Source organism: Mesorhizobium sp. LMG 17147 (genome assembly GCF_024297145.1).
Classification (GTDB): Bacteria; Pseudomonadota; Alphaproteobacteria; order Rhizobiales; family Rhizobiaceae; genus Mesorhizobium.
In genome coordinates this window covers 263,876-286,741 of the sequence record NZ_JANCTC010000002.1, presented here as the reverse complement: position 1 = coordinate 286,741, position 22,866 = coordinate 263,876, and the positions used below count along the sequence as shown (strand labels likewise).

The 22,866-nt window shown below is 63.5% G+C and carries 24 protein-coding genes; 13 read left to right on the top strand and 11 right to left on the bottom strand.

Annotation, left to right across the window (positions count from 1 at the left end; translation table 11 throughout):
• Positions 1–20 precede the first annotated feature (20 nt).
• The 3 genes from argH (at position 21) to lysA (ending at position 2,985) form a co-directional block, all read left to right on the top strand.
• The gene (gene argH / locus NMG46_RS05285; RefSeq protein ID WP_254816662.1) at positions 21–1,421 is read left to right on the top strand and encodes an argininosuccinate lyase; all 1,401 of its coding nucleotides are present in this window, start codon (positions 21–23) and stop codon (positions 1,419–1,421) included.
• A 71-nt stretch (positions 1,422–1,492) separates the two neighbouring features.
• Entirely contained in the window at positions 1,493–1,699 is a 207-nt protein-coding gene (locus NMG46_RS05280) for a hypothetical protein (protein WP_023677931.1), read from the top strand.
• 17 nt (positions 1,700–1,716) lie between these two features.
• Entirely contained in the window at positions 1,717–2,985 is a 1,269-nt protein-coding gene (gene lysA / locus NMG46_RS05275) for a diaminopimelate decarboxylase (protein WP_254816661.1), read from the top strand.
• A gap of 10 nt (positions 2,986–2,995) precedes the next feature.
• On the opposite strand, the gene NMG46_RS05270 is transcribed toward lysA, so the two are convergent.
• Positions 2,996–3,298, bottom strand: coding sequence for a helix-turn-helix transcriptional regulator (locus tag NMG46_RS05270; RefSeq protein ID WP_254816660.1), 303 nt, complete (start codon positions 3,296–3,298; stop codon positions 2,996–2,998).
• A 63-nt stretch (positions 3,299–3,361) separates the two neighbouring features.
• Here NMG46_RS05270 and NMG46_RS05265 point away from each other — a divergent pair, with 63 nt between their 5' ends.
• Complete coding sequence (locus tag NMG46_RS05265; protein ID WP_254816659.1) at positions 3,362–4,303, top strand: threonine/serine dehydratase; 942 nt, start codon at positions 3,362–3,364, stop codon at positions 4,301–4,303.
• A gap of 212 nt (positions 4,304–4,515) precedes the next feature.
• Positions 4,516–7,131, top strand: a complete 2,616-nt coding sequence (locus NMG46_RS05260; protein WP_254816658.1) for a TIGR02302 family protein — start codon at positions 4,516–4,518, stop codon at positions 7,129–7,131.
• 71 nt (positions 7,132–7,202) lie between these two features.
• On the opposite strand, the gene NMG46_RS05255 is transcribed toward NMG46_RS05260, so the two are convergent.
• Positions 7,203–8,060 carry a LysR substrate-binding domain-containing protein gene (locus NMG46_RS05255; protein WP_254816657.1) on the bottom strand — a complete coding sequence of 286 codons (858 nt, stop codon included), beginning with the start codon at positions 8,058–8,060 and terminating at the stop codon, positions 7,203–7,205.
• 223 nt (positions 8,061–8,283) lie between these two features.
• On the opposite strand from NMG46_RS05255, the gene NMG46_RS05250 reads away from it, so the two are divergent.
• Positions 8,284–9,234, top strand: a complete 951-nt coding sequence (locus NMG46_RS05250) for a DMT family transporter (protein ID WP_254816656.1) — start codon at positions 8,284–8,286, stop codon at positions 9,232–9,234.
• A gap of 18 nt (positions 9,235–9,252) precedes the next feature.
• On the opposite strand, the gene NMG46_RS05245 is transcribed toward NMG46_RS05250, so the two are convergent.
• The 3 genes from NMG46_RS05245 to NMG46_RS05235 all read right to left on the bottom strand — a co-directional run bounded on the left by NMG46_RS05245 (position 9,253) and on the right by NMG46_RS05235 (position 10,705).
• Positions 9,253–9,624 carry a response regulator gene (locus tag NMG46_RS05245; RefSeq protein ID WP_254816655.1) on the bottom strand — a complete coding sequence of 124 codons (372 nt, stop codon included), beginning with the start codon at positions 9,622–9,624 and terminating at the stop codon, positions 9,253–9,255.
• Between the two features lie 61 nt (positions 9,625–9,685).
• A complete protein-coding gene (gene hpt, locus NMG46_RS05240; RefSeq protein WP_254816654.1) occupies positions 9,686–10,228 on the bottom strand; it encodes a hypoxanthine phosphoribosyltransferase in 543 nt (180 codons plus the stop codon).
• 186 nt (positions 10,229–10,414) lie between these two features.
• Positions 10,415–10,705, bottom strand: coding sequence for a hypothetical protein (locus tag NMG46_RS05235; protein ID WP_254816653.1), 291 nt, complete (start codon positions 10,703–10,705; stop codon positions 10,415–10,417).
• 236 nt (positions 10,706–10,941) lie between these two features.
• Here NMG46_RS05235 and ftsE point away from each other — a divergent pair, with 236 nt between their 5' ends.
• From ftsE to NMG46_RS05220, 3 genes are all read left to right on the top strand, one after another.
• Positions 10,942–11,601, top strand: coding sequence for a cell division ATP-binding protein FtsE (gene ftsE / locus NMG46_RS05230; protein ID WP_023677923.1), 660 nt, complete (start codon positions 10,942–10,944; stop codon positions 11,599–11,601).
• Positions 11,594–12,577, top strand: coding sequence for an ABC transporter permease (locus NMG46_RS05225; RefSeq protein ID WP_254816652.1), 984 nt, complete (start codon positions 11,594–11,596; stop codon positions 12,575–12,577). Before ftsE ends, NMG46_RS05225 begins: the two co-directional genes overlap by 8 nt.
• An 88-nt stretch (positions 12,578–12,665) precedes the next feature.
• The gene (locus NMG46_RS05220) at positions 12,666–13,427 is read left to right on the top strand and encodes a YdcF family protein (protein ID WP_254816651.1); all 762 of its coding nucleotides are present in this window, start codon (positions 12,666–12,668) and stop codon (positions 13,425–13,427) included.
• Between the two features lie 30 nt (positions 13,428–13,457).
• Here the strand turns inward: NMG46_RS05220 and NMG46_RS05215 are convergent, their stop codons facing one another.
• Positions 13,458–14,078, bottom strand: coding sequence for a pyridoxamine 5'-phosphate oxidase family protein (locus NMG46_RS05215; protein ID WP_254816650.1), 621 nt, complete (start codon positions 14,076–14,078; stop codon positions 13,458–13,460).
• Positions 14,079–14,210: 132 nt separating this feature from the next.
• Between NMG46_RS05215 and NMG46_RS05210 the strand changes: the two genes are divergently transcribed.
• Positions 14,211–15,119 (top strand): LysR family transcriptional regulator, encoded by a 909-nt coding sequence (locus NMG46_RS05210; protein ID WP_254816649.1) that lies wholly within the window; start codon positions 14,211–14,213, stop codon positions 15,117–15,119.
• Between the two features lie 106 nt (positions 15,120–15,225).
• The gene (locus NMG46_RS05205; RefSeq protein ID WP_254816648.1) at positions 15,226–16,026 is read left to right on the top strand and encodes a 1-acyl-sn-glycerol-3-phosphate acyltransferase; all 801 of its coding nucleotides are present in this window, start codon (positions 15,226–15,228) and stop codon (positions 16,024–16,026) included.
• A gap of 28 nt (positions 16,027–16,054) precedes the next feature.
• On the opposite strand, the gene NMG46_RS05200 is transcribed toward NMG46_RS05205, so the two are convergent.
• Positions 16,055–16,675: a LysE family translocator gene (locus NMG46_RS05200; RefSeq protein ID WP_254816647.1), complete on the bottom strand. Its 621-nt coding sequence runs from the start codon at positions 16,673–16,675 to the stop codon at positions 16,055–16,057.
• A gap of 78 nt (positions 16,676–16,753) precedes the next feature.
• Positions 16,754–17,701 carry an aldo/keto reductase gene (locus tag NMG46_RS05195; protein ID WP_254816646.1) on the bottom strand — a complete coding sequence of 316 codons (948 nt, stop codon included), beginning with the start codon at positions 17,699–17,701 and terminating at the stop codon, positions 16,754–16,756.
• Between the two features lie 330 nt (positions 17,702–18,031).
• Here NMG46_RS05195 and NMG46_RS05190 point away from each other — a divergent pair, with 330 nt between their 5' ends.
• Positions 18,032–19,012, top strand: a complete 981-nt coding sequence (locus NMG46_RS05190) for a zinc-binding dehydrogenase (protein WP_254816645.1) — start codon at positions 18,032–18,034, stop codon at positions 19,010–19,012.
• A gap of 44 nt (positions 19,013–19,056) precedes the next feature.
• Here the strand turns inward: NMG46_RS05190 and NMG46_RS05185 are convergent, their stop codons facing one another.
• Complete coding sequence (locus tag NMG46_RS05185) at positions 19,057–19,590, bottom strand: gamma-glutamylcyclotransferase (RefSeq protein ID WP_254816644.1); 534 nt, start codon at positions 19,588–19,590, stop codon at positions 19,057–19,059.
• Between the two features lie 113 nt (positions 19,591–19,703).
• Between NMG46_RS05185 and NMG46_RS05180 the strand changes: the two genes are divergently transcribed.
• Entirely contained in the window at positions 19,704–20,705 is a 1,002-nt protein-coding gene (locus NMG46_RS05180; RefSeq protein ID WP_254816643.1) for a DUF2125 domain-containing protein, read from the top strand.
• A gap of 31 nt (positions 20,706–20,736) precedes the next feature.
• Here NMG46_RS05180 and NMG46_RS05175 read toward each other — a convergent pair whose 3' ends face one another.
• Complete coding sequence (locus NMG46_RS05175; RefSeq protein WP_254816642.1) at positions 20,737–21,672, bottom strand: prephenate/arogenate dehydrogenase family protein; 936 nt, start codon at positions 21,670–21,672, stop codon at positions 20,737–20,739.
• Positions 21,673–21,678: 6 nt separating this feature from the next.
• Positions 21,679–22,788 (bottom strand): histidinol-phosphate transaminase, encoded by a 1,110-nt coding sequence (hisC, locus tag NMG46_RS05170; RefSeq protein ID WP_254816641.1) that lies wholly within the window; start codon positions 22,786–22,788, stop codon positions 21,679–21,681.
• Between the last annotated feature and the right edge of the window lie 78 nt (positions 22,789–22,866).

Sequence of the window (22,866 nt, the reverse complement as noted above, 5' to 3'; positions counted from 1 at the left end):
CCGGAGCACGGGTTATAGCGATGAACGACAAGAAGGCCAGCAACCAGATGTGGGGCGGACGTTTTGCCTCGGGTCCGGCCGCAATCATGGAAGCGATCAACGCGTCGATCTCGTTCGACCGCAAACTCTATGCGCAGGATATTCGCGGCTCGATCGCCCATTGCCAGATGCTGGCGCAAACGGGCATTATTTCGGCGGCCGATCAAGAAAAAATCACTCACGGGCTGAACACGATCCTGGCAGAGATCGAGACCGGCACATTCGAGTTCTCCACCAGGCTGGAAGACATCCACATGAATATCGAGGCCCGTCTGGCCGATTTGATCGGGCCCGCAGCTGGCCGCCTGCATACCGCCCGCTCGCGCAATGACCAGGTGGCGGTCGACCTCAGGCTGTGGGTCAAGGACGAGTGCTTTCGCGTCGCCGAGGCGCTGAAGGGCCTGATCACGGCGTTCCTGGATCGGGCCGAGGAGCATGCGGCAACGGTGATGCCGGGCTTCACCCACATGCAGGCGGCGCAGCCGGTGACCTTCGGCCACCACTGCATGGCCTATGTCGAGATGTTTGCGCGCGACCTGTCTCGCGTCCGCGATGCGATTGAGCGTATGGATGAAAGCCCGCTCGGCGCTGCCGCCCTTGCCGGCACCAGCTTTCCGATTGACAGGCACGAGACAGCGAAGGCGCTTGGCTTCCGCGAGCCGATGCGCAATTCGCTCGACAGCGTTTCGGATCGCGATTTCGCGCTCGAGTTCCTGGGCGTAGCAGCGATCTGCGCGACGCATCTGTCGCGGCTGGCTGAAGAGATCATCATATGGTCGACGCCGCAATTCGGCTTCGTCAGGCTGTCGGATAGTTTCTCGACGGGTTCGTCGATCATGCCGCAGAAGAAGAATCCCGACGCTGCCGAACTGGTGCGCGGCAAGACCGGCCGCGTCACCGGGCACCTCGTCGGCTTGCTGACAGTAATGAAGGGCATGCCGCTGACCTATGGCAAGGACATGCAGGAAGACAAGGAATCCGTCTTCGACGCGGCCGAGACGCTCGACCTGATGCTGGCGGCAATGACCGGCATGGTGCGCGACATGACGGTGAACACCGCGGCGATGAAAAAGGCTGCCGGCGCCGGCTATTCGACTGCGACCGACCTCGCCGACTGGCTGGTGCGCACGCTCGGCCTGCCGTTCCGCGAGGCGCACCATATCACTGGCCGGGCGGTGGCGCTGGCCGACGACAGGAAGATCGGGCTCGACAGGCTTTCGCTGGAGGATCTGCAGTCCATTCACCCCGGTATCAGCGCCGACGTGTTTTCGGTTCTTGCCGTGCAGAATTCTGTAAAGAGCCGCACGAGCTTCGGCGGCACCGCGCCGTCCGAGGTGCGCAAGCAGATCCGCTACTGGAAAAAGCGGCTCGCCAAGGCATAAGACGCGGGGTGCAATGGCCGCAAAACTCGGCTAGAAGCGGCTGCGGGCAACAGTTTCGGACGGATGGCACGATGACCGGAAGCAGGATTTTGGTGACGCTGACGCTGTTGGCAGCAATGGCCACCGTTGCGGCCTGCGGCAGGAAGGCTGCGCTCGATACGCCCTACGCGGCCGCCGTGCAGGCCCGCAAGGACGCCGAGAAGGCCAAGCAACCTTTGCCGCCGGAGCCGGAAAAACCTGTTGAGGACAAGAAATTCATCCTCGACCCGCTGCTCTGATTTTTCGGACCAATCTCGTGAACCATTTCGACTACCGCGACGGCGCGCTGCATGCCGAGGACGTGGCGATATCAGACATCGCCGCCAGCGTCGGCACGCCCTTCTATTGTTATTCGACGGCGACGCTGACCAGGCATTTTCGCGTCTTCACAGAGGCCTTTGCCGGGCTCGACGCCCTCGTCTGCTATGCCATGAAGGCGAATTCGAACCAGGCCGTGCTGAAGGTGTTGGCAAGACTCGGCGCCGGCGCCGACGTGGTCTCGGAGGGCGAATTGCGCCGCGCTTTGGCGGCCGGCATTCCGGCAAGCAAGATCCTGTTTTCGGGCGTCGGCAAGACAGCGCGCGAAATGGATTTTGCGCTCTCGGCCGGCATTCTCTGTTTCAACGTCGAATCCGAACCGGAGCTGGAGCTGCTGTCGGCCCGCGCGACCGCGCTGGGCAAGATCGCGCCGATCTCGCTGCGCATCAATCCGGATGTCGACGCCAGGACGCACAACAAAATTTCGACTGGGAAGGCCGAGAACAAGTTCGGCATTCCCTGGCAGCAGGCACGAAAGGTTTATGCCCGCGCGGCTGAGCTGCGGGGCATCAAGGTCACCGGCATAGACACCCATATCGGCAGCCAGATCACCGAATTGCAGCCCTTCGACGAGGCCTTTGCGCTGCTGGTGGAGCTGGTCGGCGCCCTGCGCTCCGACGGTCATGCCATCGAGCACATCGATGTCGGCGGCGGCCTTGGCATTCCCTACCGCGTCGACAACACCCCGCCGCCTTTGCCCGATGCCTATGCCCGGATAGTCAGAAAGCATGTCGCCGAGCTCGGGCTGAAAGTGATGTTCGAGCCAGGCCGGCTGATCGTCGGCAATGCCGGCATCCTGGTCTCGGCGGTGATCTTCGTGAAGGAGGGCGACGCCAAGAACTTCCTCGTCGTCGACGCCGCGATGAACGACCTGATCCGGCCGACGCTTTACGATGCTTTCCACGACATCAAGCCGGTGGCGCAGCAGCCGGCCGCAGCGCCGCGCATGAAGGTCGACGTCGTCGGCCCGGTTTGCGAGACCGGCGACTATCTCGGGCTCGACCGTGACCTGCCCCGGCTGAAATCCGGCGACCTGATCGCTGTCGCCACGGCCGGCGCCTATGGCGCCGTCCAGGCCGGCACCTACAATACCAGGCTGCTGGTACCGGAAGTGCTGGTCGACGGCGACCGCTTCCACGTTGTGCGCCCGCGCCAGACCTATGACGAGCTGATCGGACTGGATTCGGTGCCGGACTGGTTGGAGTAGAACTCTGCAGCTACAGGCGGTGCTGAATGAGCGCCCTGGTTTCGGCGATCCTGTTCTCGTTCCGGCGATAGAATGTCCACTGCTTGATGCGCTTGCTGCGCAAAAGCCCTGCCTGGGTGAGCACGCGCATATGTTCGCTGAGCGTCGCCTGGGTGATCCCCAGCTTTTCAGCGATCAGCAGCGCGCAGACTCCGTCGTCGACCAGATCGCCGTCCGCCTGCGGCGGAAAATGCGCGCGCGGGTCCTTGAGCCAGTCGAGGATCTGCAGCCTGCGCTCGTTGGCAATCGCTTTGAAGACGTCGACCTCTTGCATTTAGCCACTTTGCCAAGTTACTAAGTAATGTCAACTCTGAATGTCAGCCCTGGGAGTGAAAGCATGCTGCACGGCCACACGATCACACGCGAGCGCATTGCGGCGATGGAACCACGCATCCGGCCCTTCGTGCGCCACACGCCGGTGCTGCGCGTCGACATGGCCGATTTCGGCCGCCCGGTTCTGCCGGTCGACCTGAAGCTTGAGTGCTTGCAGCATTCCGGCTCGTTCAAGGCGCGTGGTGCGTTCACCAATCTCCTCGAACGGCCGGTTCCTGCGGCCGGCGTCGTCGCCGCATCGGGCGGCAATCACGGCGCCGCCGTCGCCTATGCCGCCATGCGACTCGGCCACAAGGCGACCATCTTTGTTCCCGAAGTGAGCCCGCAGGCCAAGCTGGACCGCATCCGCGGCTACGGCGCCGAGCTGATCGTCGGCGGCGCCCGTTATGCCGAGGCGCTGGCCGCCAGCGAGAGCTTCGCCGAAAAATCCGGCGCCCTGCAGATCCACGCCTTCAACCAGGAGGAGACGCTGGTCGGGCAGGGCACGCTCGGCCTCGAAATCGAGGCCGACCTGCCGAAGCTCGACACCCTGCTGGTCGCTGTCGGCGGCGGCGGCCTGATCGGCGGCATCGCCGCCTGGTTTTCCGGCCGCATCAGGATCATCGCGGTCGAGCCGGAGGGTGCGCCGACGCTTCATCGCGCGTTCGCGGCGGGCCGACCCGTCGACGCGCCGGCTGAGGGCGTCGCCGCCGATTCGCTCGCGCCAAAGCGTGTCGGCGAAATGATGTTTCCTATCGCCGAGGCATTCGTCGAGCGCTCGATCCTGGTCGGCGACGACGACATTATCGCCGCCCAGGCGGCGCTGTGGGACCGCGTGCGAATCATCTCCGAGCCGGGCGGTGCGGCCGCCTTCGCGGCGCTCCTGTCCGGCCGCTACGCACCGGCTAGAGGCGAGCGCGTTGCCGTACTGGTCTGCGGCGCAAACGCCAATCCGGCGAAATTCTGACAATATGCGGGGCATTATTGTTCACGTTTTGGGGAACCGCCTCGCCTTCGCCGTGTTTGTTGGTATCCTTAGGGCGATGTGCATCCGCTTGGACGCACGAAGTACGCGCTAAGATTTTAGGTCTTCGCATCGTGCTTCCCGGAAATCGACTTTTCGGGCCCATGCGATAGACTCGTGAGGCCTGGGCTATCCCGCCCGGCCAGGAAGGGCCGATGACGCAACGACCCATTTTCACCAGCGACCGCAGTCTGGCCAGGCGCCTTGCCTTGAGCCGGCTGGGGACGCAGGTCTCGATAATCGTCGAACGCGGCTGGCCATTGCTGCTGCCGCTGATCATCGTCGCCAGCCTGTTCCTCAGCATTTCGTGGCTCGGCCTGTTCCCATTTTTGCCCGATCTGGCGCGGATCGGTCTTATCACGGCATTCGGCGTCGCAGCGCTTGCCGCACTCTATCCGCTGCGTTTCTTCCGCACGCCATCCAGTGCCGAGGTCGACCGCCGCATCGAGGCGGCCAACCGATTGCTGCACAGCCCGGTGCAGGTCCAGACCGATCGCCCGAGCGGCAAGGAAAGCATTTTTTCGCAAGCACTGTGGCGCGAGCATCAGCGGCGCATGGCGGACCGGCTGGGCGAGCTTGGCGGCGACGTGCCGCGCACACGCGTGCCGGAACGCGACCCGTGGGCGTTGCGCGCCGTTGCCGCGCTTTTGTTGGTCACTGCCTTTGCCTTCTCCTTCGGGCCGTCGGGCGGCAGGCTGGGCGACGGCTTTGTTGCCCGTGCCGCCCGCGACGTCGTGCCGCCGCGCATTGATGCCTGGGTGACGCCGCCGGCCTATACCGGCAGGCCGCCGATATTCCTGAACGCCCCAGTCCTTGCCAACAACGCCACTCAAGCGGCGCCGACCTTCACCGTTCCGGAGGGCAGCGATGTGTCGCTGCGCGTCACCGGCGGTTCGGGCGAGGAAACGCTGAGTTACGCCGACACCGGCGGCAACACCCGCGCCATCGATCCGACCGGGCCGCAAGCCGCCAAGACTGAGGCAGCTCCGGCAACGCCTTCCACCGTGCGCCAGTTCAGCGGCAAGTTGACGGCCGACGGCACGCTGACGCTGCAGTCCGGCGACGGCGAGCTCGGCCGCTGGGCCTTCGCCGTAATTCCCGACAAGCCGCCGCAGATCCGCTTTGTCGGCGAGCCGAAGCGCGCCGTCAACGGCGCCTTCGAACTCAACTACCAGATCGACGACGACTATGGCGCGGCCTCCGCCAAGGCGGTTTTCGCATTGGCCGATCCGCAGCCGCCCAACGCGCATCCGCTCTATGGCCCGCCGGAAATGCCGCTGACGTTGCCGCGCCGCGGCGGCAAGGCCAATGCCGCTAAGACGACGAAGGACCTGACCGACCATGTCTGGGCCGGTGGCAACGTCAAGCTGTCGCTTGTCGCCACCGATGGTGGCGGACACACGGCGACCAGCGAAACCAAGACGCTGGTGATGCCGGAGCGGCCATTCTCCAACCCGTTGGCGCGGGCTGTTGTCGAGCAGCGCCGCATGCTGGCGCTCGACGCCTATGCCAAGGACCGCGTGCTCGACCTGATGGATGCGATCACGCTCAGGCCCGAAGACACGTTCGACAACATGACGCACTACCTCGCCATCATGAGCGCCCGCACCCGGCTGAAGATGGCCGACAGCGACGACCAGTTGCGCGACGAGGTCGCCTACCTCTGGGAGATCGCGCTCGGCATCGAGGAAGGCAATCTGTCGGCGGCTGAGAAGCGGCTGCGCCAGGCGCAGCAGGCACTGCAGGATGCGATCAAGAACGGCGCCAGCGACCAGGAGATCGAGAAGGCGATGAAGGAACTGCGCGAGGCGATGAACCAGTTCCTGCAGGAATTCGCGGCGCGGGCGCAGCAGAATCCGAATGCGCCACAGATGCAGCAGAACGGCCGGGAACTGCGCCAGAGCGACATCGACCGCATGATGGACCAGATCGAGAACCTGGCGAAATCCGGCAATCGCGACCAGGCGCAGCAATTGCTGTCTGAGCTGCAGGACATGATGAACAATCTGCAGGCAGGCCGCCAGCAACAAGGCGGTCAGCAGGACAGCGAGATGCGCCAGCAGATGGATAAGCTGGGCGAGATCATGCGGCGCCAGCAGGAGATGATGAACGACACCTTCCGCATGGACCAGATGCAGCGTGGCCAGCAACAGCGCGGGCAGAACCGCGACGAGCAGCTCGGCGAGAACGGTGAGCCGGGCCCGATGGACGAACAGGGCAGGCCCGGCCTGGGCGACGACCGCGATCCGCTCGGCCGGCCGGGGCAGATGACGCCGCAGGAATTCGCCGATGCGATGAAGCAGTTGCAGGAAGGCCAGGGCAAGCTGCAGAGCGAGCTCGATCAATTGAGGAAGAGCCTCGAAGGCATGGGCCTCGACCCCAATGAGGGGTTTGGCGAGGCCGGCAAATCGATGGGCAATGCCGAACAGGCGCTCGGCGAGGGCGAAGGCGACCAGGCCGTCGGTCACCAGGGCCGCGCATTGGAAGCCTTGCGCAGGGGCGCCAAGGACATGATGAAGCAATTGCAGGCGATGCAAGGCGACCAGGGCGGCAACGGCCAGGGCGGACGACAGCAGAATGCCGACCGTGACCCGCTCGGGCGGCCCCGCACCAGCGAGGGTCCCGATGACGGGAGTTCGGTGAGAGTGCCTGACGAGATCGACGTGCAGCGTGCCCGCCAAATCCTCGAAGCGATCCGCAAGCGGCTCGGCAATGCACTCAGCCCCGATATCGAGCGCAGCTATCTGGAACGGCTGCTGGAGCTGAAGTAAGGCTGCCTGTATTCGGAAGATCGCCGCGCGCGGTCCGTGGTGGCCGCCACCGCCGGACTGAGCGGCATTCTTTAACGGTTGGTGAAAGCCTCGCGGATCGCCTCTTCCATGCCGTCGATGGCCTCGCCGGAAGCGTTCGGGTTGCGCCGCAGCACCACGTTCGAGGAATCGATGTCGCCGAACCCGTCGGCGGTCGTAAGCTCGCGGCAGCCGGCCGGGATGTTGCTGCGCGAGATCGGCGCAACCGCCAGCCCGGAGGTGACGGCGAGCCGCAGGCCGCCATTGGTATCGCTGGTGTAGGCGACACGATAGGCGAGATCGCGCTGTTCCAGCGACTTTATCGCGAAATCCTTGCACCAACCGGCACGGTTGTAGAGCGCGATCGGCACCGGCCGCTCCTCATGCATGTGATGCAGCTCTGACGTCACCCATACGGTCGGGTCATGCATCAGCACCTCACCGCCCGATAGATCCTGCCATTCGAATACCACCGCCAGATCGAGCTCGCCAGCGGCGAGCGCCGCGATCTGCGCACCGGAATGCGCGTAGCGGACGGTGATGTCGACCTGAGGATGGCGCTTGGCAAAGGCGCCGAGCGCGCGCGATAGGATCGCGTGGCCATATTCCTCCGGGATACCGATGCGCACCGGCCCGCCAAGCGGCGCCGCGACCATCGATGCCGCCGTCTCGTCGAGCAGTGAAACGATGCGCCTGGCGTTGGCGATGAGCTCGCCGCCGCGCCGTGTCAGCGCCACACCGCGCGAGCCGCGCTCGAACAGGCTGTCGCCGATCATGCCTTCAAGCTTCTTCATCTGCATCGAGACCGCCGACTGGGTGCGGCCGGCCCGCTCCGCCGCCTTGGTGAAATTGCCACTGTCGGCGACCGCCACGAAGGTTCGCAACAGGTCGCTGTCGAGATTGGGTCGCATGTGCCCGCCATAAGAACATATGATTGCTGGCATCATTCCAATTCGTTTGCAACATGTCAAACGGCGGACGATAGTTCGCCTTACCCATTGGATATGCGGCCGCGAAATCGGCCGCGGACCAATCAAAAGTCCTCACTCGTACCCGCTGCCCGAAATGGCGGCGGGTTCTTTTTACCCGGATGCAGGCCTGCTTTCGGCCGCGCACGCGGGGACAGGAGCGCCTATGCAGAATCGGCTTGTGCTCGGCATCCTCAGCCTCTGTCTCGGCGTACTGGTCTTTTCGCTGCAGGACCCGCTGGTCAAGGCGGTGTCGAGCCACTATCCGGTCACCGAGGTGATGGCGATCCGCTCGATCGTCGCCTTGCCGATCCTGGTTTTCCTCGTCCACGCCGATGTCGGATTGCAGGCAATCCTGTCGAAGCGGTTCGGCATGCTGACGATGCGCGCCTTCATCCAGTTCACCTCCTACACGGCCTACTATCTGGCAATCGCCGCCCTGCCGCTGGCTGACGCGGTGGCGCTCTATTTCATGGCGCCGCTGTTCATCATGGCGCTGGCCGGCCCCTATCTCGGCGAACGCGTGTCCTGGCAGGCGCTCGCCACCGTCCTGGTCGGCATGCTCGGCGTGCTGGTGATGGTGCGCCCAGGCGCCGGCTTGTTCGACTGGGCGGCGCTGCTGTCGCTAGGTTCGGCTCTGCTCTACGGTTTCTCGCAGCTGATGGCGCGCAAGATCGGCGACACCGAATCCTCGACCGTCATGGCGTTCTATCAGAACGGCGCCTATCTGGTCGGCGCGGCCTTGGTAGCGGCATTGTTTTGGCTGGCAGGCATTGACCACGCCGTGCATCCGAGCCTCGAGTTCCTCGTCCGGCCATGGGCCTGGCCGGCGACGCCGGATCTCCTCAAGATGGCGGCATGCGGCTTCGTTGCCTCGGCCGGAATGATCCTGTTGTCGCAGGCCTACCGGCTGGCGCCCGCCAACAGCGTCGCCACCTTCGAATACACCGGTATCATCTGGTCGCCGCTATGGGGTTTTCTGTTCTTTGCCGAAATGCCGCGACCAGCGACGGCGGCCGGCGCAGCCCTCATCATCGGCGCCGGGCTTTTTGCGCTCAATGCCGGCCGGCGCCGGAGCGGCGAGCCAGCCATTGCGGCGACCTGCGACCCTGCCTGAAGGCGGTCGGCCTTGGCGTTAGGCGAAGCAGGCGAGCGCCTGTTCCACACGGGCGCGGATTTCAGCCAGCGCGAACGGTTTTTGCACGACGTCGAGAATAATGCCGTCCAATCCCTCGGCGCGCTCGCGTTGGTCGGCATAGCCGGTCATCAGCACGATCTTCACCGCCGGGAACAGCGCCGCTGCCGCCTTGGCCATCTCGATGCCGTCCATTTCCGGCATGCGGATGTCGGACAGCACAAGGTCGTAGCCCCCCTGCGCCGCCCCGATCAGAGAAGGACCGTGCGCGCCATCGGCAGCAACAGTGACATTATGCCCGGCGCGTTCGAGCGCACGGGCGGCGAGGCTGCGGACGGATTCATCGTCCTCGACGATCAGGAGCTTTGCCATGGGCAGGATATTTGGCGAGGAAAAGTTGATGTTTCCTGAACCGCGAGCGGCGACAACCCAACTAGGCGTCGCCCTTGACGATGCCGACGAACGGCAATTCGCGAAACGCGTGGGCGACGTCCATGCCATAGCCGACGACGAAATAATCGGGGCAGTCGAAGCCGACATAGTCGGCGTTGAGCGTGGTCTGGCGGCGCATGCGCTTGTCGAGCAGCACGGCGATGGCACAGCTCCTCGCGCCGCGCGACAGCATGAGGTCGCGGGTGAAACTCAGCGTTTTGCCGGATTCCAGAATGTCGTCGATGAGAAGCACGTCGCGACCGGCGACCTCGTTGTCGATGTCGCGCAGCACCCTCACCTCACCGCTGGTCGTGCCGGCGCCATAGCTGGAGATGAAGATGAACTCGACCTCCGGCGACAGGCCGACATCGTGCATGGCACGGATAAGATCGGCGGCGAAGATGAATGATCCCTTCAGCACCGAGATTACCAGAAGGTCGTGGTAGTCGTGCCCGGCGATCTCCTTGGCAAGTTCCAGGTTCCGCCGCGCAATGGCGGACGCTGAAAACAGGACTTCGATGTCCTTGCCGCGCACAACTGGCATTGGCTGCCCTTCCAGAAATGATCGCCATGTAGGCGAAGCCGACCGAAACGGTCTTCAACCCCGTTTCTAGGCATGTCGAGCCGGCTGGCAAGGCCAAATCTTTCGCAGGACGCCCGCGAACCGTCGGATGCTCCCAGCGCGTCGCGAATCGTTTACCTGGTGACCTGTTGATTTTCTGGCGCCGTTCTAACGAACCAGCGCATGGCCGCCCGACATCCAGAAGGCGGCAAAGGCGGCACCGACGCCGACAATCCAGAAGATCGGCCCACCGTGCACCCACAGCGGCCGTTCGACGGCGGTTTCGGGCTTGCGCAACATGTCCATGCCTTCGATCGAAGGCGTGGAAATCATCCGGGCAGGCGGCGGCGCAAAGTCTGGACGTGTAAAATGGCGGGGCAGCACCTCATAGTCGGCATCGATGACGTCGGCGGTCACGTCATGCATGATGCGTTCCGGCCCGGCAGCCGGATCGGTCATGATTTCGCCGGAAACCGGGCGCGCGGTTCGATCCTCAGCCATCATGGCCTGACACTACAGCACCTGTTCGCTGTTCGTTTCTTTTGGGTAAACGGAAATGGTTAACGCTTCCCCACCGGAACCCCTGTGACTCGCTCGAAAAGCCGCCAAATTAACCGTCGGTTAACCATGCCGGCCGATGGTCTTACCACAGAAAGGGCTGGCATCTTGCCGCCAAGAATTTCAGGTCGTCGAAAGTGATCCGCTTCGAAAATGTCGGCCTCCGCTATGGCATGGGTCCGGAGATTCTCCGCGACATCTCCTTGCACATTCCGGAGCGCTCCTTTCAGTTCCTGAGCGGACCTTCAGGCGCCGGCAAGACGACGTTGCTGCGGCTTTTGTTCATGTCGCTGAAGCCGACGCGCGGCCTGATCACCATTTTCGGCAAAGACCGTTCGCGCATCTCGCGCACCGAATTGCCGCATCTGAGACGGCGCATCGGCGTGGTGTTCCAGGATTTTCGCCTGCTCGACCATATGACCACCTATGAGAACGTGGCCTTGCCGCTACGCGTGCGCGGCCGCGAGGAGGCGACCTACCGCACCGACGTCACCGAGTTGCTGAAATGGGTCGGCCTCGGCGAGCGCATGCATGTGCTGCCGCCGGTGCTGTCTGGCGGCGAGAAGCAGCGCGCCGCCATCGCCCGGGCGTTGATCGAGCAGCCCGAGATTCTGCTCGCCGACGAGCCTACCGGCAATGTCGACCCGCCGCTGGCGCGACGCTTGCTGCGGTTGTTCATCGAGCTCAACCGGCTGGGGACAGCCGTGGTGATCGCCACCCACGACCTCGGCCTGATGGAACAGGTCGACGCACGGCGAATGATCCTGGCCGGCGGAAGGCTGGACATCTATGACTGAGCTCTCCGTAGAACATTTCGAGGGTCAGGACGCCGCGGCGGCAAAGCCCCGCGTCCAGCGCAAGATGGCGCCGATCGTGCCGGCGCAGAACATCGCCGGCCGGGCGCTGGTGCTGGTCATCGCCATCATGACGTTTCTGTCCTGCCTGACGTTTGGCGCAGTCACGCTGGTGCGTGACACCGCCTCCGTCTGGGAGAACCAGATCTCGCGCGAAGCGACCATCCAGATCAAGCCGGTCGACGGCCTCGACATGGAGGCCGCACTTGCGCTTGCCTCGCAGATCGCCGGCGAGTTCCCTGGCGTGAAAAGCGCCAGGATCGTCGATCGCGAAGCAACGGCCCGACTGCTCGAGCCTTGGCTGGGCTCGGGCCTGAACATCGATGAGCTGCCGGTGCCGCGCCTGATCATCATCACCATTGACGAGAACAGTCCGCCCGATTTCGCCGCACTGCGTGCGGCAATCACGCCGAAGCTGCCGAGCGCCTCGCTCGACGATCATCGCACCTGGGTCGACCGGCTGGTTGCTATGGCCCGCACCACGGTAACGATCGGTATCGCAGTGCTGGCGCTGATGCTGTCTGCGACGGTGCTGACCGTTGTATTCGCGACGCGCGGCGCCATGGCCGGCAATGGCCACATCATCGAGGTGCTGCATTTCGTCGGCGCCGAGGCACGCTTCATCGCGCGCGAATTCCGCCGGCATTTTCTGGTCACCGGCATGAAGGGCGCCGCGGCGGGCGGCGCCGCGGCGATCCTCGTCTTCATCGCCTTCTCCTGGTGGTCGTCACGCAATATGGCGACACCGCAGGCCGACCAGGCGACCGCCCTGTTCGGCAATTTCGCCATCGGCTCGGCGGGTTATCTCGGGGTCGCTGTCATGGTGCTGGTGATCGGCGCGCTGACGGCGGCAACCTCCCATTTCACCGTGGTTACCTATCTCAGCGACATCGATATTCGCCAGCCGGACGCCGGCTAAAGGAAAGATCGATCACGGATGAAAACGCCTCGTCACGAAAATTGCATTTTTTTCCTACCAAAGGCCGTACTTCGGGATTAACCATTTCATGATGGACGTTCGGGACTCGACCGATACCGCTGGGTGCATGCCAGTGCTGGTTGCGCGTCCGCATGAATTCGCCGGGCCTGATGAATTTACCAAGCCGGATCAATCCGCCAAACATGGGCGGCTGCTGGCAGCCCGCTCCTTGCGCCTCTCGGCTCTCCTTCTGCTCGCCCTTGTGGCGTTGTTTGTCGCCGGCTTCGGCTGGTTCGCCAATACCGTCAGCCGTCTGACGACGCCCGCCAATCCGGCAAGGGCAGACGCTATCATCGTGCTGACCGGCGGCCAGTCGCGACTCGACGCTGCTATGGGCCTGCTTGCGTCAGGCAAGGGCGAGCGGCTGCTGATCAGCGGCGTCCATCCTTCCGCCAGCCGCCGCCAGCTTCAGGCCGCGACCGGCGGCGACAAGAGGCTGTTTTCATGCTGCGTCGACATCGACCGCGCTGCGCTCGACACGATCGGCAATGCCGAGGAAAGCGCCAAATGGGTCGAGGACCATGCCTACGGCACCGTCATTCTCGTCACCAACAATTATCACATGCCGCGCAGCCTGCTGGAAATGGGCCGGCTGCTGCACGGCGCAAGGCTCGAGCCCTATCCGGTGGTCAACACCAACCTCGAGAATGGCGGCTGGCTGACCAAGCCGGAAGCGCTGCGTGTACTGTTCACCGAATATAACAAATACCTGCTGGCGCTGGCCCGCGGCATCATGCCGGTGAAGCAAACCGAGAGCGTCGCGCTGGCCGACGCCGCAGGCGGAAGCTGAACGGCACCGGCACTTTTTATCCCCTGGCTCTTATTCCCTGGCTGCTGCATCCGATCGCAAGCGTGCGATCTCCTGTTCGAGCCGTTCGATGCGCTTGTCACGTTCGCCCAGCGCCGCCGCCACGTCGGCCGCTTCGAAACGCTGCGGGATGTGCTGCGAACAATTTGAATCCCAAGCCGAAACCGTAAACAGGATAACCTGCTCGGGTCGCGCCTTATAGTCTTGCGGCATCAGCCTTGCCGTCAGCTCGGCATCGCCCTCGACGACTTGCGCTTTGCCCCAGATCTTGATGCGTTGCCGGTGCGCATAATCGATCAGAAACAGGAAAGCCTGTGGGTTGTCGCTGAGGTTGCCCTGGGTGATGAACTGCCTGTTGCCGGAAAAATCGGCAAAGCCGATCGTCCGTTCGTCGAGCACCTTGAGGAAACCGGCAGGCCCGCCGCGATGCTGGATGTAAGGCTGCCCGTCCGCATTGGCGGTCGACAGAAAGACGCTGGTCTGCGCCTCGATGAAGGCGGCGAGATCGGGCGTGATTGCCGCCTGCCAGCCGCCACGCTCCTCGACACGGGCATAGGCCTGGCGCGAGCCCTTGCGGGCCTGGATCGCCTTCACCGTCGGGGTGAAGGCGACATCGCTGGTGTGAGCGTTCATGAAGATCTCCTTAGGCGCCGAGTGCGCTGCATTGTTCGCTTACAAGAATAGGGCCTTCCGTCTTCGAGATGCAGATGCCATATCTGCAACCTATCCTTCCGTTTTTCGGAAGGGCAAATTTTCGGTAGAGCTATGGATCGCCTCCAGTCCATGTCGCTTTTCGTTGCCGCGGCGGAGACAGGCAGCCTCTCGGCTGCCGGGCGTCGCTTCGGCATTCCGCTGACGACGGTCAGCCGCAAGGTTTCGGACCTGGAAAGGCACCTGAAGACACGGCTGTTGAACCGCTCGGCGCGGCAGCTGTCGCTGACCGATGCGGGCCACGCCTATCTCGCCGCCTGTCGTCGCATTCTCGATGAGATCGGCGAGGCCGAGCGAATGGCCGCCGGCGAATACAGCGCCCCGACCGGCGAACTGATCGTCACTGCGCCGATCGTCTTCGGCCGCCTGCATGTGCTGCCGGTCGTCACCGGCTTCCTCTCCGTCTATCCCGAGGTAAGTGTGCGGCTGACACTCGCCGACCGGATAACCCAGCTGATCGAAGAGCACATCGACCTCGCCATCCGCATCGGCGAGCTTGCCGATTCGAGCCTGATCGCCACCCGCCTGGGTTCAATCCGCCGCGTCGTTTGCGCGAGCCCGGCCTATCTCGCCGAGCACGGCACACCGAAAACGCCGCAAGAACTTGCAGGACACAGTGCAATCACCTTCGAAGGGCTCACCGCCGCCAGTTGGAGCTTCGCCACCGGCAAGGCTGAATTCAGCGTGCCGGTCCGCTCCAGGTTACGGGTCAACACGGCTGAGGCAGCAATCGATGCGGCGATTGCCGGCGTCGGCGTGACGAGGCTGCTTTCCTACCAGATCGCCCCCGCCGTCCGGTCTGGTACGCTGCGCCCGGTGTTGCAGGAGTTTGAGCCGGACCCATGGCCGGTGAGCCTCGTCCATGCCGGCCAGGGGCTTCTGCCGGTGAAGCTGCGTGCATTCCTCGACTTCGCCGCCCCGCGCCTGAGACAGCGCTTGCTGCAGGCGACGTGGCAAATGTGACGAAGACGGCCCATCGCAAGAGCGGCCGATCGCCCGCCTCGCAGCGTTTCCTTTTTGCCGGCGCTTGGTGTAACCAACGCACACCTCCTCACCGGGCACTTGCTGTATGCTCTATTTCCGCTCGCTGGCGTTCAATCTCGCCTTCTACCTCAACTTGATCGTCCAGATGATCCTCTGGACTCCGTATTATTTTCTGTCGCCGCGCCATCGCGCCTGGTTTGTGCCGAAATTCTGGTCGCGCACCAGCATGTGGCTTTACGACAAGATCGCCGGCACCAGAAGTGAGATCACCGGCCTGGAAAACCTGCCTGAAGGCTCCTTCATCCTGGCGCCGAAGCATCAGTCCTTCTGGGACACGATCGCTTTCCTGCCGTATCTCGACGATCCCGTTTACATATTGAAGCGGGAGCTGACCTGGATCCCGTTCTTCGGTTGGTACATCTTGAAGATGCGGATGATTCCGGTCGATCGCGGCAGCCGCTCGAAGGCATTGAAGATGGTGATCGCCGCGACCAAACAGGAATTGGCGCGCAATCCGCGCCAGCTCATCATCTATCCCGAGGGCACGCGCCGTGCGCCGGGTGACGAACCGGTCTACAAATACGGCATCGTCGAACTTTATGCGCAACTTGGCATTCCAGTGGTGCCCGTCGCTCACGTCGCCGGCCTCTATTGGCCGCGCCGCAAATTCCTGCGCTATCCCGGTACGATCAAGGCGCGCTTCCTGCCGCCGATCCCGCCGGGCCTCGGCAAGGAAGAATTCATGCACCGGCTGATCGGCGAGACGGAAGCAGCCTGCGACCAGCTCCTCGTCGAGGCGTCGCAGACGCCGAACCCGCCGCCGATGCCGCCGACGGCGGTGAAAAGGCTTGGTGAGCTGGACGCGAAACGTGAATTGAAAGGCTGAGACACCCTGCCGCGAACGCCAGAAGGGTTCACGGCAAGGCAGCCAGGCCGGCTGTTGCAATCAGCGTCACCGCAAACACCAGATTGATGATCCGCGACGCCAGCGGTTTGCGCAGCAAACGTGCAAAAGCCGCGCCGGCGAGAAGCCACAAGAGATGAATGGCAACGATCATCAAGGCGAGGACCGCCAGCTTGGCTGAAATAGCAAGACCGCCGGTGCCGGAAGACGCGCCGGCAAACACGGCGGCAATCGCCACATAGGCTTTCGGATTGGCAACGGCCAGAAGGAACCCGCCAAGGAAAGTGGGAAGCGCTGCCCTACCGACGCGTGCCGCCAGTGGCGGGGCCGTCGCTATCTTGAACGCCAAATAGAGGATGTAGGCTGCCGAGGCGACCGCCAACAGCGCTGCGAGCTTCGGCAGCGCGGTGAGAACGGCCATGATGCCCGTCGCCACCACCAAAAGCACGAGGACCGTGCCGACAACGATTCCCGAGGCATAACGGAGCGAATCGCGCAGGCCGAACGCGGCGCCGATCGCGGTGACACTTATCGTCGCCGGCCCCGGGCTGCCCATAACGATGGCCGATGCCAGCACAAGCGCCAGCAATTGCTGCCATAGCTGCTGATCGAGAAGACCCTGTCCGGCCATGCGACGTCCCTGCATCCTGTGACGATGCAGGGACGGTAGGGCAAGGCAGCGGCGCCGGTCTTGAACGATCGTGCGCGGCTATGCGCTGCCCTTGTCGAGCTCGGCGATATCGTCCGGGCTGAGCTGCAACGACGCGGCCCGCACCAGGCTGTCGAGCTGGTCGAGCGTCGTCGCGCTGGCGATCGGAGCGGTGACGCCGGGCCGCGCCATCACCCAGGCAAGCGCCACTTCCGCCGGCGTGGCCGAATGTCTGGCCGACACGGCATCGAGCGCTGAGAGGATGCGCATGCCGCGCGAATTGAGGTACCCTTTCACACCGCCACCTCGCGGGCTTTTGCCGAGGTCGGCTTCGCTGCGGTACTTGCCGCTCAAAAATCCCTTGGCGAGGCTGAAATAGGTGATGACGCCGATGTCCTCGGCCGTGCAGAGGTCACGCAGCGGACCATCGAAGGACGAGCGGTCGTAGAGGTTGTACTCCGGCTGCAGCACCTCGTAGCGCGGCAGGCCGCGCAGGCTTGCCACGTCGAGTGCGGCGCGTAACTGGGCGGCGTCGAGGTTGGAAGCGCCGGCATAACGGATTTTGCCCTTGTCGAGCAGTTTCTGGTAAGCGCCGAGCGTTTCCTCATAAGGGGTCGCCGGGTCGGGCCAGTGCGACAGATAGAGATCGACGCTGTCGACCTGCAGCCTCTTCAGCGAAGCATCGATGGCCTTTTCGATATAGGCGGCCGAAAGGTCCCTCTTGCCCTGTCCCATATCCGAGCCGACCTTGGTGATGACGACGACCTTGTCGCGGTTGCCACGGCTCTTCATCCATCTGCCGATGATGGTTTCCGATTCGCCGCCCTGGTGGCCGGCAATCCAGCGCGAATAGGAATCCGCCGTGTCGATGGCGTTGAAACCGGCCTCAATGAAGGCATCGAGCAGGTCGAACGAGGTTTTCTCATCGGCGGTCCAGCCAAACACATTGCCGCCCAGAACCAATGGCGCGATGGATAGGTCGGTGCGACCGAGACGACGTTTCTGCAAGACTGATCTCCATGGTGATTCATGCTGGGGCGGATGGGAGCCGCCGACTGGGCTAACCTATGTCGCGCCGTGGCAACGTCAAACGCATAGCCTCTTTGCCACCCCGCCGGCGCTTCACAAAGCCGCGACCCGCCGCGCCGTTTCCGGCTCAAGGCGCTGGTCCCGGATACCAAACCAGCAGCCTCTGAAGAAACGATCTGGCAAATTTGGCACATAGATTGTCAAATCTGCCAATTCTGACTTTTGCCAGCCGACCGTAGGTTCCGCCGCGCCGACGCGGTCGGCCGGGCCCAGACTGTTGCCCTAAGATCATTTGTTATGGAGAACGGCATGAAAGCAATCGTATTTGACGCCATCGGTTCGCCGCGCGACGTGCTCTACATGGACGACCTGCCGATGCCGCGCATCGGCGACGGCGAGGTGCTGGTCAGGATGGTCTCGGCTTCGATCAATCCGGGCGACTTCCTGTTTATCCAGGACCTCTATCCCGAACCGAAGAAGCCGCATTTTCCCCGGCAGATCGCGGGAAACCACGGTGCCGGCATCGTCGAAGCCGTTGGCGCGAACGTCTTGCTGGAACCGGGCACGCTTGTCGCGTTCAGCTATTATGGCAGCTGGGCCGAGTACGCGGCCATTCCCGCCGAATGGCTGATCCCGTTACCTGCGGACTATCCGGTCGAACGCGCCGGGCAGATGGTGAACCCCATTACCGCGTGGGATCTGCTGACGGATTCCCGTGTCCGGCCCGGGCAGTGGCTGGCTGTCACGGCCGGCTATTCGTCGATTTCAACAATGGTGATGCAGTTCGCCCAACGACGCGGCATCAACGTCATCGCGCTGGTGCGGCGCTCGCACCAGAGCTTCGACCTGAAGACGCTTGGCGCCTCTGCCATTCTTGACCTTTCGGACTTGAAGGCAAGTATCCGGGAAGCGGTGATGGATATCACCGCCGGCGCCGGATTGAACGGGATTATCGACAATGTCGGCGGACCTGTCAGCGGCGAATTGATCCGCACCCTGGCGCTCGGCGGGCAGATGGTGATCAATGGCGGAATGAGTGCCGAGCGCTTCGAACTGCACAATTTCGATGTGTTGCTGAGCGGCGTCGAAATCAGGGCAAATATCTATCGCTACTTCTTTTCGCCGCCTGCCGAAGCCGACCGGCCTGTCCTACGCGAGATCATCGACATCTTTGGCCAGCCGGGCTTCCACGTTCCTGTCGGCGGTCTCCACGCGCTGACCGAGTTCAAGCTTGCGGTGGCAAACAGCCTGGATCGCGCCGATCTTGGTAAACAGATTTTCAGGATGTAGCCCGCGTCACGGCACCGAAAACATCATGATAACGATAAAAGGCGCTACGTCGCGATCCGTCTCGTCACGTCTTCCAGCCAATGATCGCTTATACCCAGTGCTTCGAGGTGCTCCAGCGTGCTGAGCACGTAATCCTCATTCCTCCCCGACTGGCCGACGGCGCCGCGAACGACGGCCGCCGCCTCGGCCGGGTCGAGCGCACCGGCATATTGCTCATGGCTGCGGTCCACGACATAGGCGATGGCTTCGACCGTCCCGCTCCCATCCGTTTCACTCTTGTCGAGGCGAACGCTGAGCACACGTTCGAGATAGACGTTGGTGACCAGCTCGCGTTCGCGCAGATAGGTGATGGCCTCGTTGCGCAGCTCGCCTGGGACCCGGAACGCCAGCCCGATGCAGGAGCCGCCGCGGTCGAGTCCGAGCACCAGGCCCGGCCGTTCGCGCGTGCCGCGATGCACGAAAGAATAGACACAGAGCGAACGGCGGTAGCCATGCAGGTGGGCACGCCGCGTCTCGACATGCGCGAATCCCGGCCGCCAGATCAGTGAGCCGTAGCCAAAAACCCAAAAATCGCCCATATCGCCAAGCCTGATTGTGACGAACCACTCCACCGGTGGTGTTTCAGTCCGTCTACCGTTGTTGCCGCAAGCGACAGCCCGCCCGTGCCACCCGCGTTAACGAAAGCCGCAGCATGACGTCAAGTGACGAGCGCCAGCCGCCCAGCCAGCGTCGCCGCCTGTTGTGGCTTGCCGCTTTCATTCTCGTGCTGTTCGGCATCTACAGCGCGGGCTGGTTCTACCTGGCGGATCTGGTCGAGAGCGCCGCCGACAAGGCGGTCGCCGATCTCGATGACAAGGGCATCAAGGCCGACTGTGCCAATCTCGCGGTCAGCGGCTACCCCTTCAGCTTCACCCTTTCCTGCGACAGTCTGGCTTACGAGGACGACAGCCGCAACGTCGCGGCATCGACAGGCAAGATCAACGCTGCCACCCAGATCACGCGGCTTCTGTCGCCTGCCGCCGAGTTCAGGGGGCCACTCAGGACCTCCGTTCCCGGCATGACCCCGCTCTGGATCGACTGGGATGATCTGCGGGCCGACATGAAGCTGTCCTGGCCGCTGCCGAGACGCCTCTCGCTGCAGGCAGAAGGCCTGTCCGGCCAGACCGATCCGGCAGACGATGCCGATCCCGTCTCGCTGTTCAGCGCCGGAACTGCCAGCGGGCAATTGCGCCCAAACGGCCCGGACATCGACTATGCCGGCAATTTCACCGATCTCGAAATCGACGCGGCGGCCATCGACGGGCGCGTCTTGCCGCCGCTCGATGGCAGCGGCGATGTGACGCTGAAGAACGGCGTGATGCTGATCATGGCAAACCCGAAGAGCCTGCGCGGCCTCGCGGCCGAAATCCACGAGCTCGATCTGTCGTCCGGAACCGCGCGCGTCACCGTTTCCGGACCGCTGTCGGTCGATGACGACGGTCTCATAAATGCCGACTTGACGATCAAGCTCAATGATCCAAAGGCCGTGGCGGCGATCCTTGCCACCGCCATCCCCGAGCAGAAGAAACAGATCCAAACCGGCTTTGCCGGACTGGCGCTGCTCGGCAACCAGCCGTCGATGCCGCTGAAGATCGTCAAGGGCAAGGCCTCGCTCGGCTTCATCCCACTCGGCAAGATCAAGCCGCTTGACTAGGCGGTCTGGCCTGCGATCAGCCTGCCGCGGCTTATCCCTTCGGCGGGTGTTCGACTGCCTGGCGACCGAAATCCGGTACGTCGATGTCCTGGCCGGCCTCGATGATCGAGCGGCGGACGGCGCGGGTGCGGGTGAACAGGTCGAACAGCTTTTCGCCGTCGCCCCAGCGGATCGCCCGCTGCAGCGAGGACAGATCTTCCGAGAATCGCGCCAGCATTTCGAGGATGGCATCCTTGTTGTGCAGGCAGACGTCACGCCACATGGTCGGGTCGGATGCGGCGAGACGGGTGAAGTCGCGAAAGCCGGAAGCCGAGTATTTGATGACCTCGGACTTGGTCACCGACTCCAGATCGTCGGCGGTACCGACGATGTTATAGGCGATGATGTGCGGCAGGTGCGAAACGATGGCCAGCGTCATGTCGTGATGCTGCGGGTCCATCGTGTCGATGTTGGAGCCGCAGCGGCGCCAGAATTCCGAGAGCCTTTCCAGTGCCGCGGGATCGGTGCCGGGCAGCGGCGTGAAGATGCACCAGCGGTTCTCGAACAGTTCGGCAAAACCCGCATCTGGTCCCGACTTTTCGGTGCCGGCCAAAGGATGGCCGGGAATGAAGTGCACGCCATCAGGCACATGCGGCTGCATCTGCGCGATCACCGATGCTTTGGTCGAGCCGACATCGGTGAGGATGGCGCCCTTCTTCAGCGCCGGCGCGATCTCCGCGGCGACGATACCCGAAGAGCCGACCGGCACCGAAACGACGACCAGATCGGCATCGCGAACCGCCTCTTTCGCATCCGTCGTGTAGGTGTCGCCGAGGGCGAGTAGGCTTGCCCGCGCCAGCGTCGCTTCGCTGCGCGTCGAAATCGCGACTTGGCCGGCGAGCCCCTCGCGGCGGATGACGCGGGCCAGCGACGAGCCGATCAGGCCGATGCCGACCAGCGCGATCTTTTCGAACATCGGTGAGGTCATGGTGTTCTAGCTTTTCAGGAATGTCGCGAGTGCGGCGACAACGCCGCGGTTGGCCTCTTCGGTGCCGATGCTCATGCGCAGCGCGTTCGGAAAACCGTAGCCGGAAACGCGCCGCAATATGTAGCCGCGCGCACTGAGGTAGTCGTCGGCGGCGGCCGCCGAATGCTTTTTGTCCTCGGGAAAGTGGATAAGGATGAAATTGCCGACGCTCGGTGTCACCCGCAGCCCAAGCCCGCTTAGTTGCTCGGTCAGCCATGCCAGCCAGGTCTCGTTATGCGCCACGCTGCGCTCGATATGGACGCGGTCGCGGATCGCCGCGATACCGGCCTCGATAGCCGTCGCATTGACGTTGAAAGGCCCGCGCACGCGGTTGATCACGTCGATGATATGCATTGGCGCATACATCCAGCCGATCCGAGCGCCGCCTAGGCCCAACTTGGAGAAAGTGCGGGTCATGACCACGTTTTCCGCGCTGCCCACCAACTCGACGCCGGCTTCATAGTCGTTGCGCCGGACATATTCGGCGTAGGCGGCATCCAGCACCAGAAGCACGTTTCGCGGCAGGCCGGCATGCAGGCGGCGCACCTCCTGGAACGGCACGTAGGTGCCGGTTGGATTGTTGGGATTGGCAAGGAAGATGATCCTGGTACGCGGCGTCACCGCGGCAAGGATTGCATCGACATCGGCGCGTTCATCGGTCTCCTTGACCGTTACCGGGACGGCACCGGCCGATTGTATGTAGATCTTGTAGACCATGAAGCCGTGTTCGGTGATGATCGCTTCGTCGCCGGGTGCGAGGTAGGTCTGCGCCAGCAGGCCCAGAATCTCGTCGGAGCCGTTGGAACAGACGATGTTCGCCGGGTTGAGCCCGTGCACCTCGGCGATCGCTTCCCTCAGGCGCCTGGCGCTGCCGTCGGGATAGACCGCGAGCTTGTCGGCGACCGCGCGCGCGGCCTCTATCGCCTTTGGCGAAGGGCCGAGCGGGTTTTCATTCGACGACAATTTATGGACCTTGGCGACACCTTCAGGCGCCGTGCTCTTGCCGGGCACGTAGGCTTCGATGTCCATGATGCCGGCGCGGGGCCTTGGACGTGTCTGATCCGGTATCTGGCTCATTCCATGAAATCCGTCGAGAGTGCCTCCGTCCGGAGGCCGCAGCGGAAATACAAGCCGTGGCCCGGAATGTCGAGGGGC

Bases quoted from the DNA above. Each gene is read 5' to 3' on its own strand.
- argH (WP_254816662.1), top strand. From the start codon at position 21: ATGAACGACAAGAAGGCCAGCAACCAGATGTGGGGCGGACGTTTTGCC.
- NMG46_RS05280 (WP_023677931.1), top strand. From the start codon at position 1,493: ATGACCGGAAGCAGGATTTTGGTGACGCTGACGCTGTTGGCAGCAATG.
- NMG46_RS05270 (WP_254816660.1), bottom strand. From the start codon at position 3,298: ATGCAAGAGGTCGACGTCTTCAAAGCGATTGCCAACGAGCGCAGGCTG.
- NMG46_RS05265 (WP_254816659.1), top strand. From the start codon at position 3,362: ATGCTGCACGGCCACACGATCACACGCGAGCGCATTGCGGCGATGGAA.
- NMG46_RS05260 (WP_254816658.1), top strand. From the start codon at position 4,516: ATGACGCAACGACCCATTTTCACCAGCGACCGCAGTCTGGCCAGGCGC.
- NMG46_RS05255 (WP_254816657.1), bottom strand. From the start codon at position 8,060: ATGCGACCCAATCTCGACAGCGACCTGTTGCGAACCTTCGTGGCGGTC.
- NMG46_RS05250 (WP_254816656.1), top strand. From the start codon at position 8,284: ATGCAGAATCGGCTTGTGCTCGGCATCCTCAGCCTCTGTCTCGGCGTA.
- NMG46_RS05245 (WP_254816655.1), bottom strand. From the start codon at position 9,624: ATGGCAAAGCTCCTGATCGTCGAGGACGATGAATCCGTCCGCAGCCTC.
- hpt (WP_254816654.1), bottom strand. From the start codon at position 10,228: ATGCCAGTTGTGCGCGGCAAGGACATCGAAGTCCTGTTTTCAGCGTCC.
- NMG46_RS05235 (WP_254816653.1), bottom strand. From the start codon at position 10,705: ATGACCGATCCGGCTGCCGGGCCGGAACGCATCATGCATGACGTGACC.
- NMG46_RS05225 (WP_254816652.1), top strand. From the start codon at position 11,594: ATGACTGAGCTCTCCGTAGAACATTTCGAGGGTCAGGACGCCGCGGCG.
- NMG46_RS05220 (WP_254816651.1), top strand. From the start codon at position 12,666: ATGATGGACGTTCGGGACTCGACCGATACCGCTGGGTGCATGCCAGTG.
- NMG46_RS05215 (WP_254816650.1), bottom strand. From the start codon at position 14,078: ATGAACGCTCACACCAGCGATGTCGCCTTCACCCCGACGGTGAAGGCG.
- NMG46_RS05210 (WP_254816649.1), top strand. From the start codon at position 14,211: ATGGATCGCCTCCAGTCCATGTCGCTTTTCGTTGCCGCGGCGGAGACA.
- NMG46_RS05205 (WP_254816648.1), top strand. From the start codon at position 15,226: ATGCTCTATTTCCGCTCGCTGGCGTTCAATCTCGCCTTCTACCTCAAC.
- NMG46_RS05200 (WP_254816647.1), bottom strand. From the start codon at position 16,675: ATGGCCGGACAGGGTCTTCTCGATCAGCAGCTATGGCAGCAATTGCTG.
- NMG46_RS05190 (WP_254816645.1), top strand. From the start codon at position 18,032: ATGAAAGCAATCGTATTTGACGCCATCGGTTCGCCGCGCGACGTGCTC.
- NMG46_RS05185 (WP_254816644.1), bottom strand. From the start codon at position 19,590: ATGGGCGATTTTTGGGTTTTTGGCTACGGCTCACTGATCTGGCGGCCG.
- NMG46_RS05180 (WP_254816643.1), top strand. From the start codon at position 19,704: ATGACGTCAAGTGACGAGCGCCAGCCGCCCAGCCAGCGTCGCCGCCTG.
- NMG46_RS05175 (WP_254816642.1), bottom strand. From the start codon at position 21,672: ATGACCTCACCGATGTTCGAAAAGATCGCGCTGGTCGGCATCGGCCTG.
- hisC (WP_254816641.1), bottom strand. From the start codon at position 22,788: ATGAGCCAGATACCGGATCAGACACGTCCAAGGCCCCGCGCCGGCATC.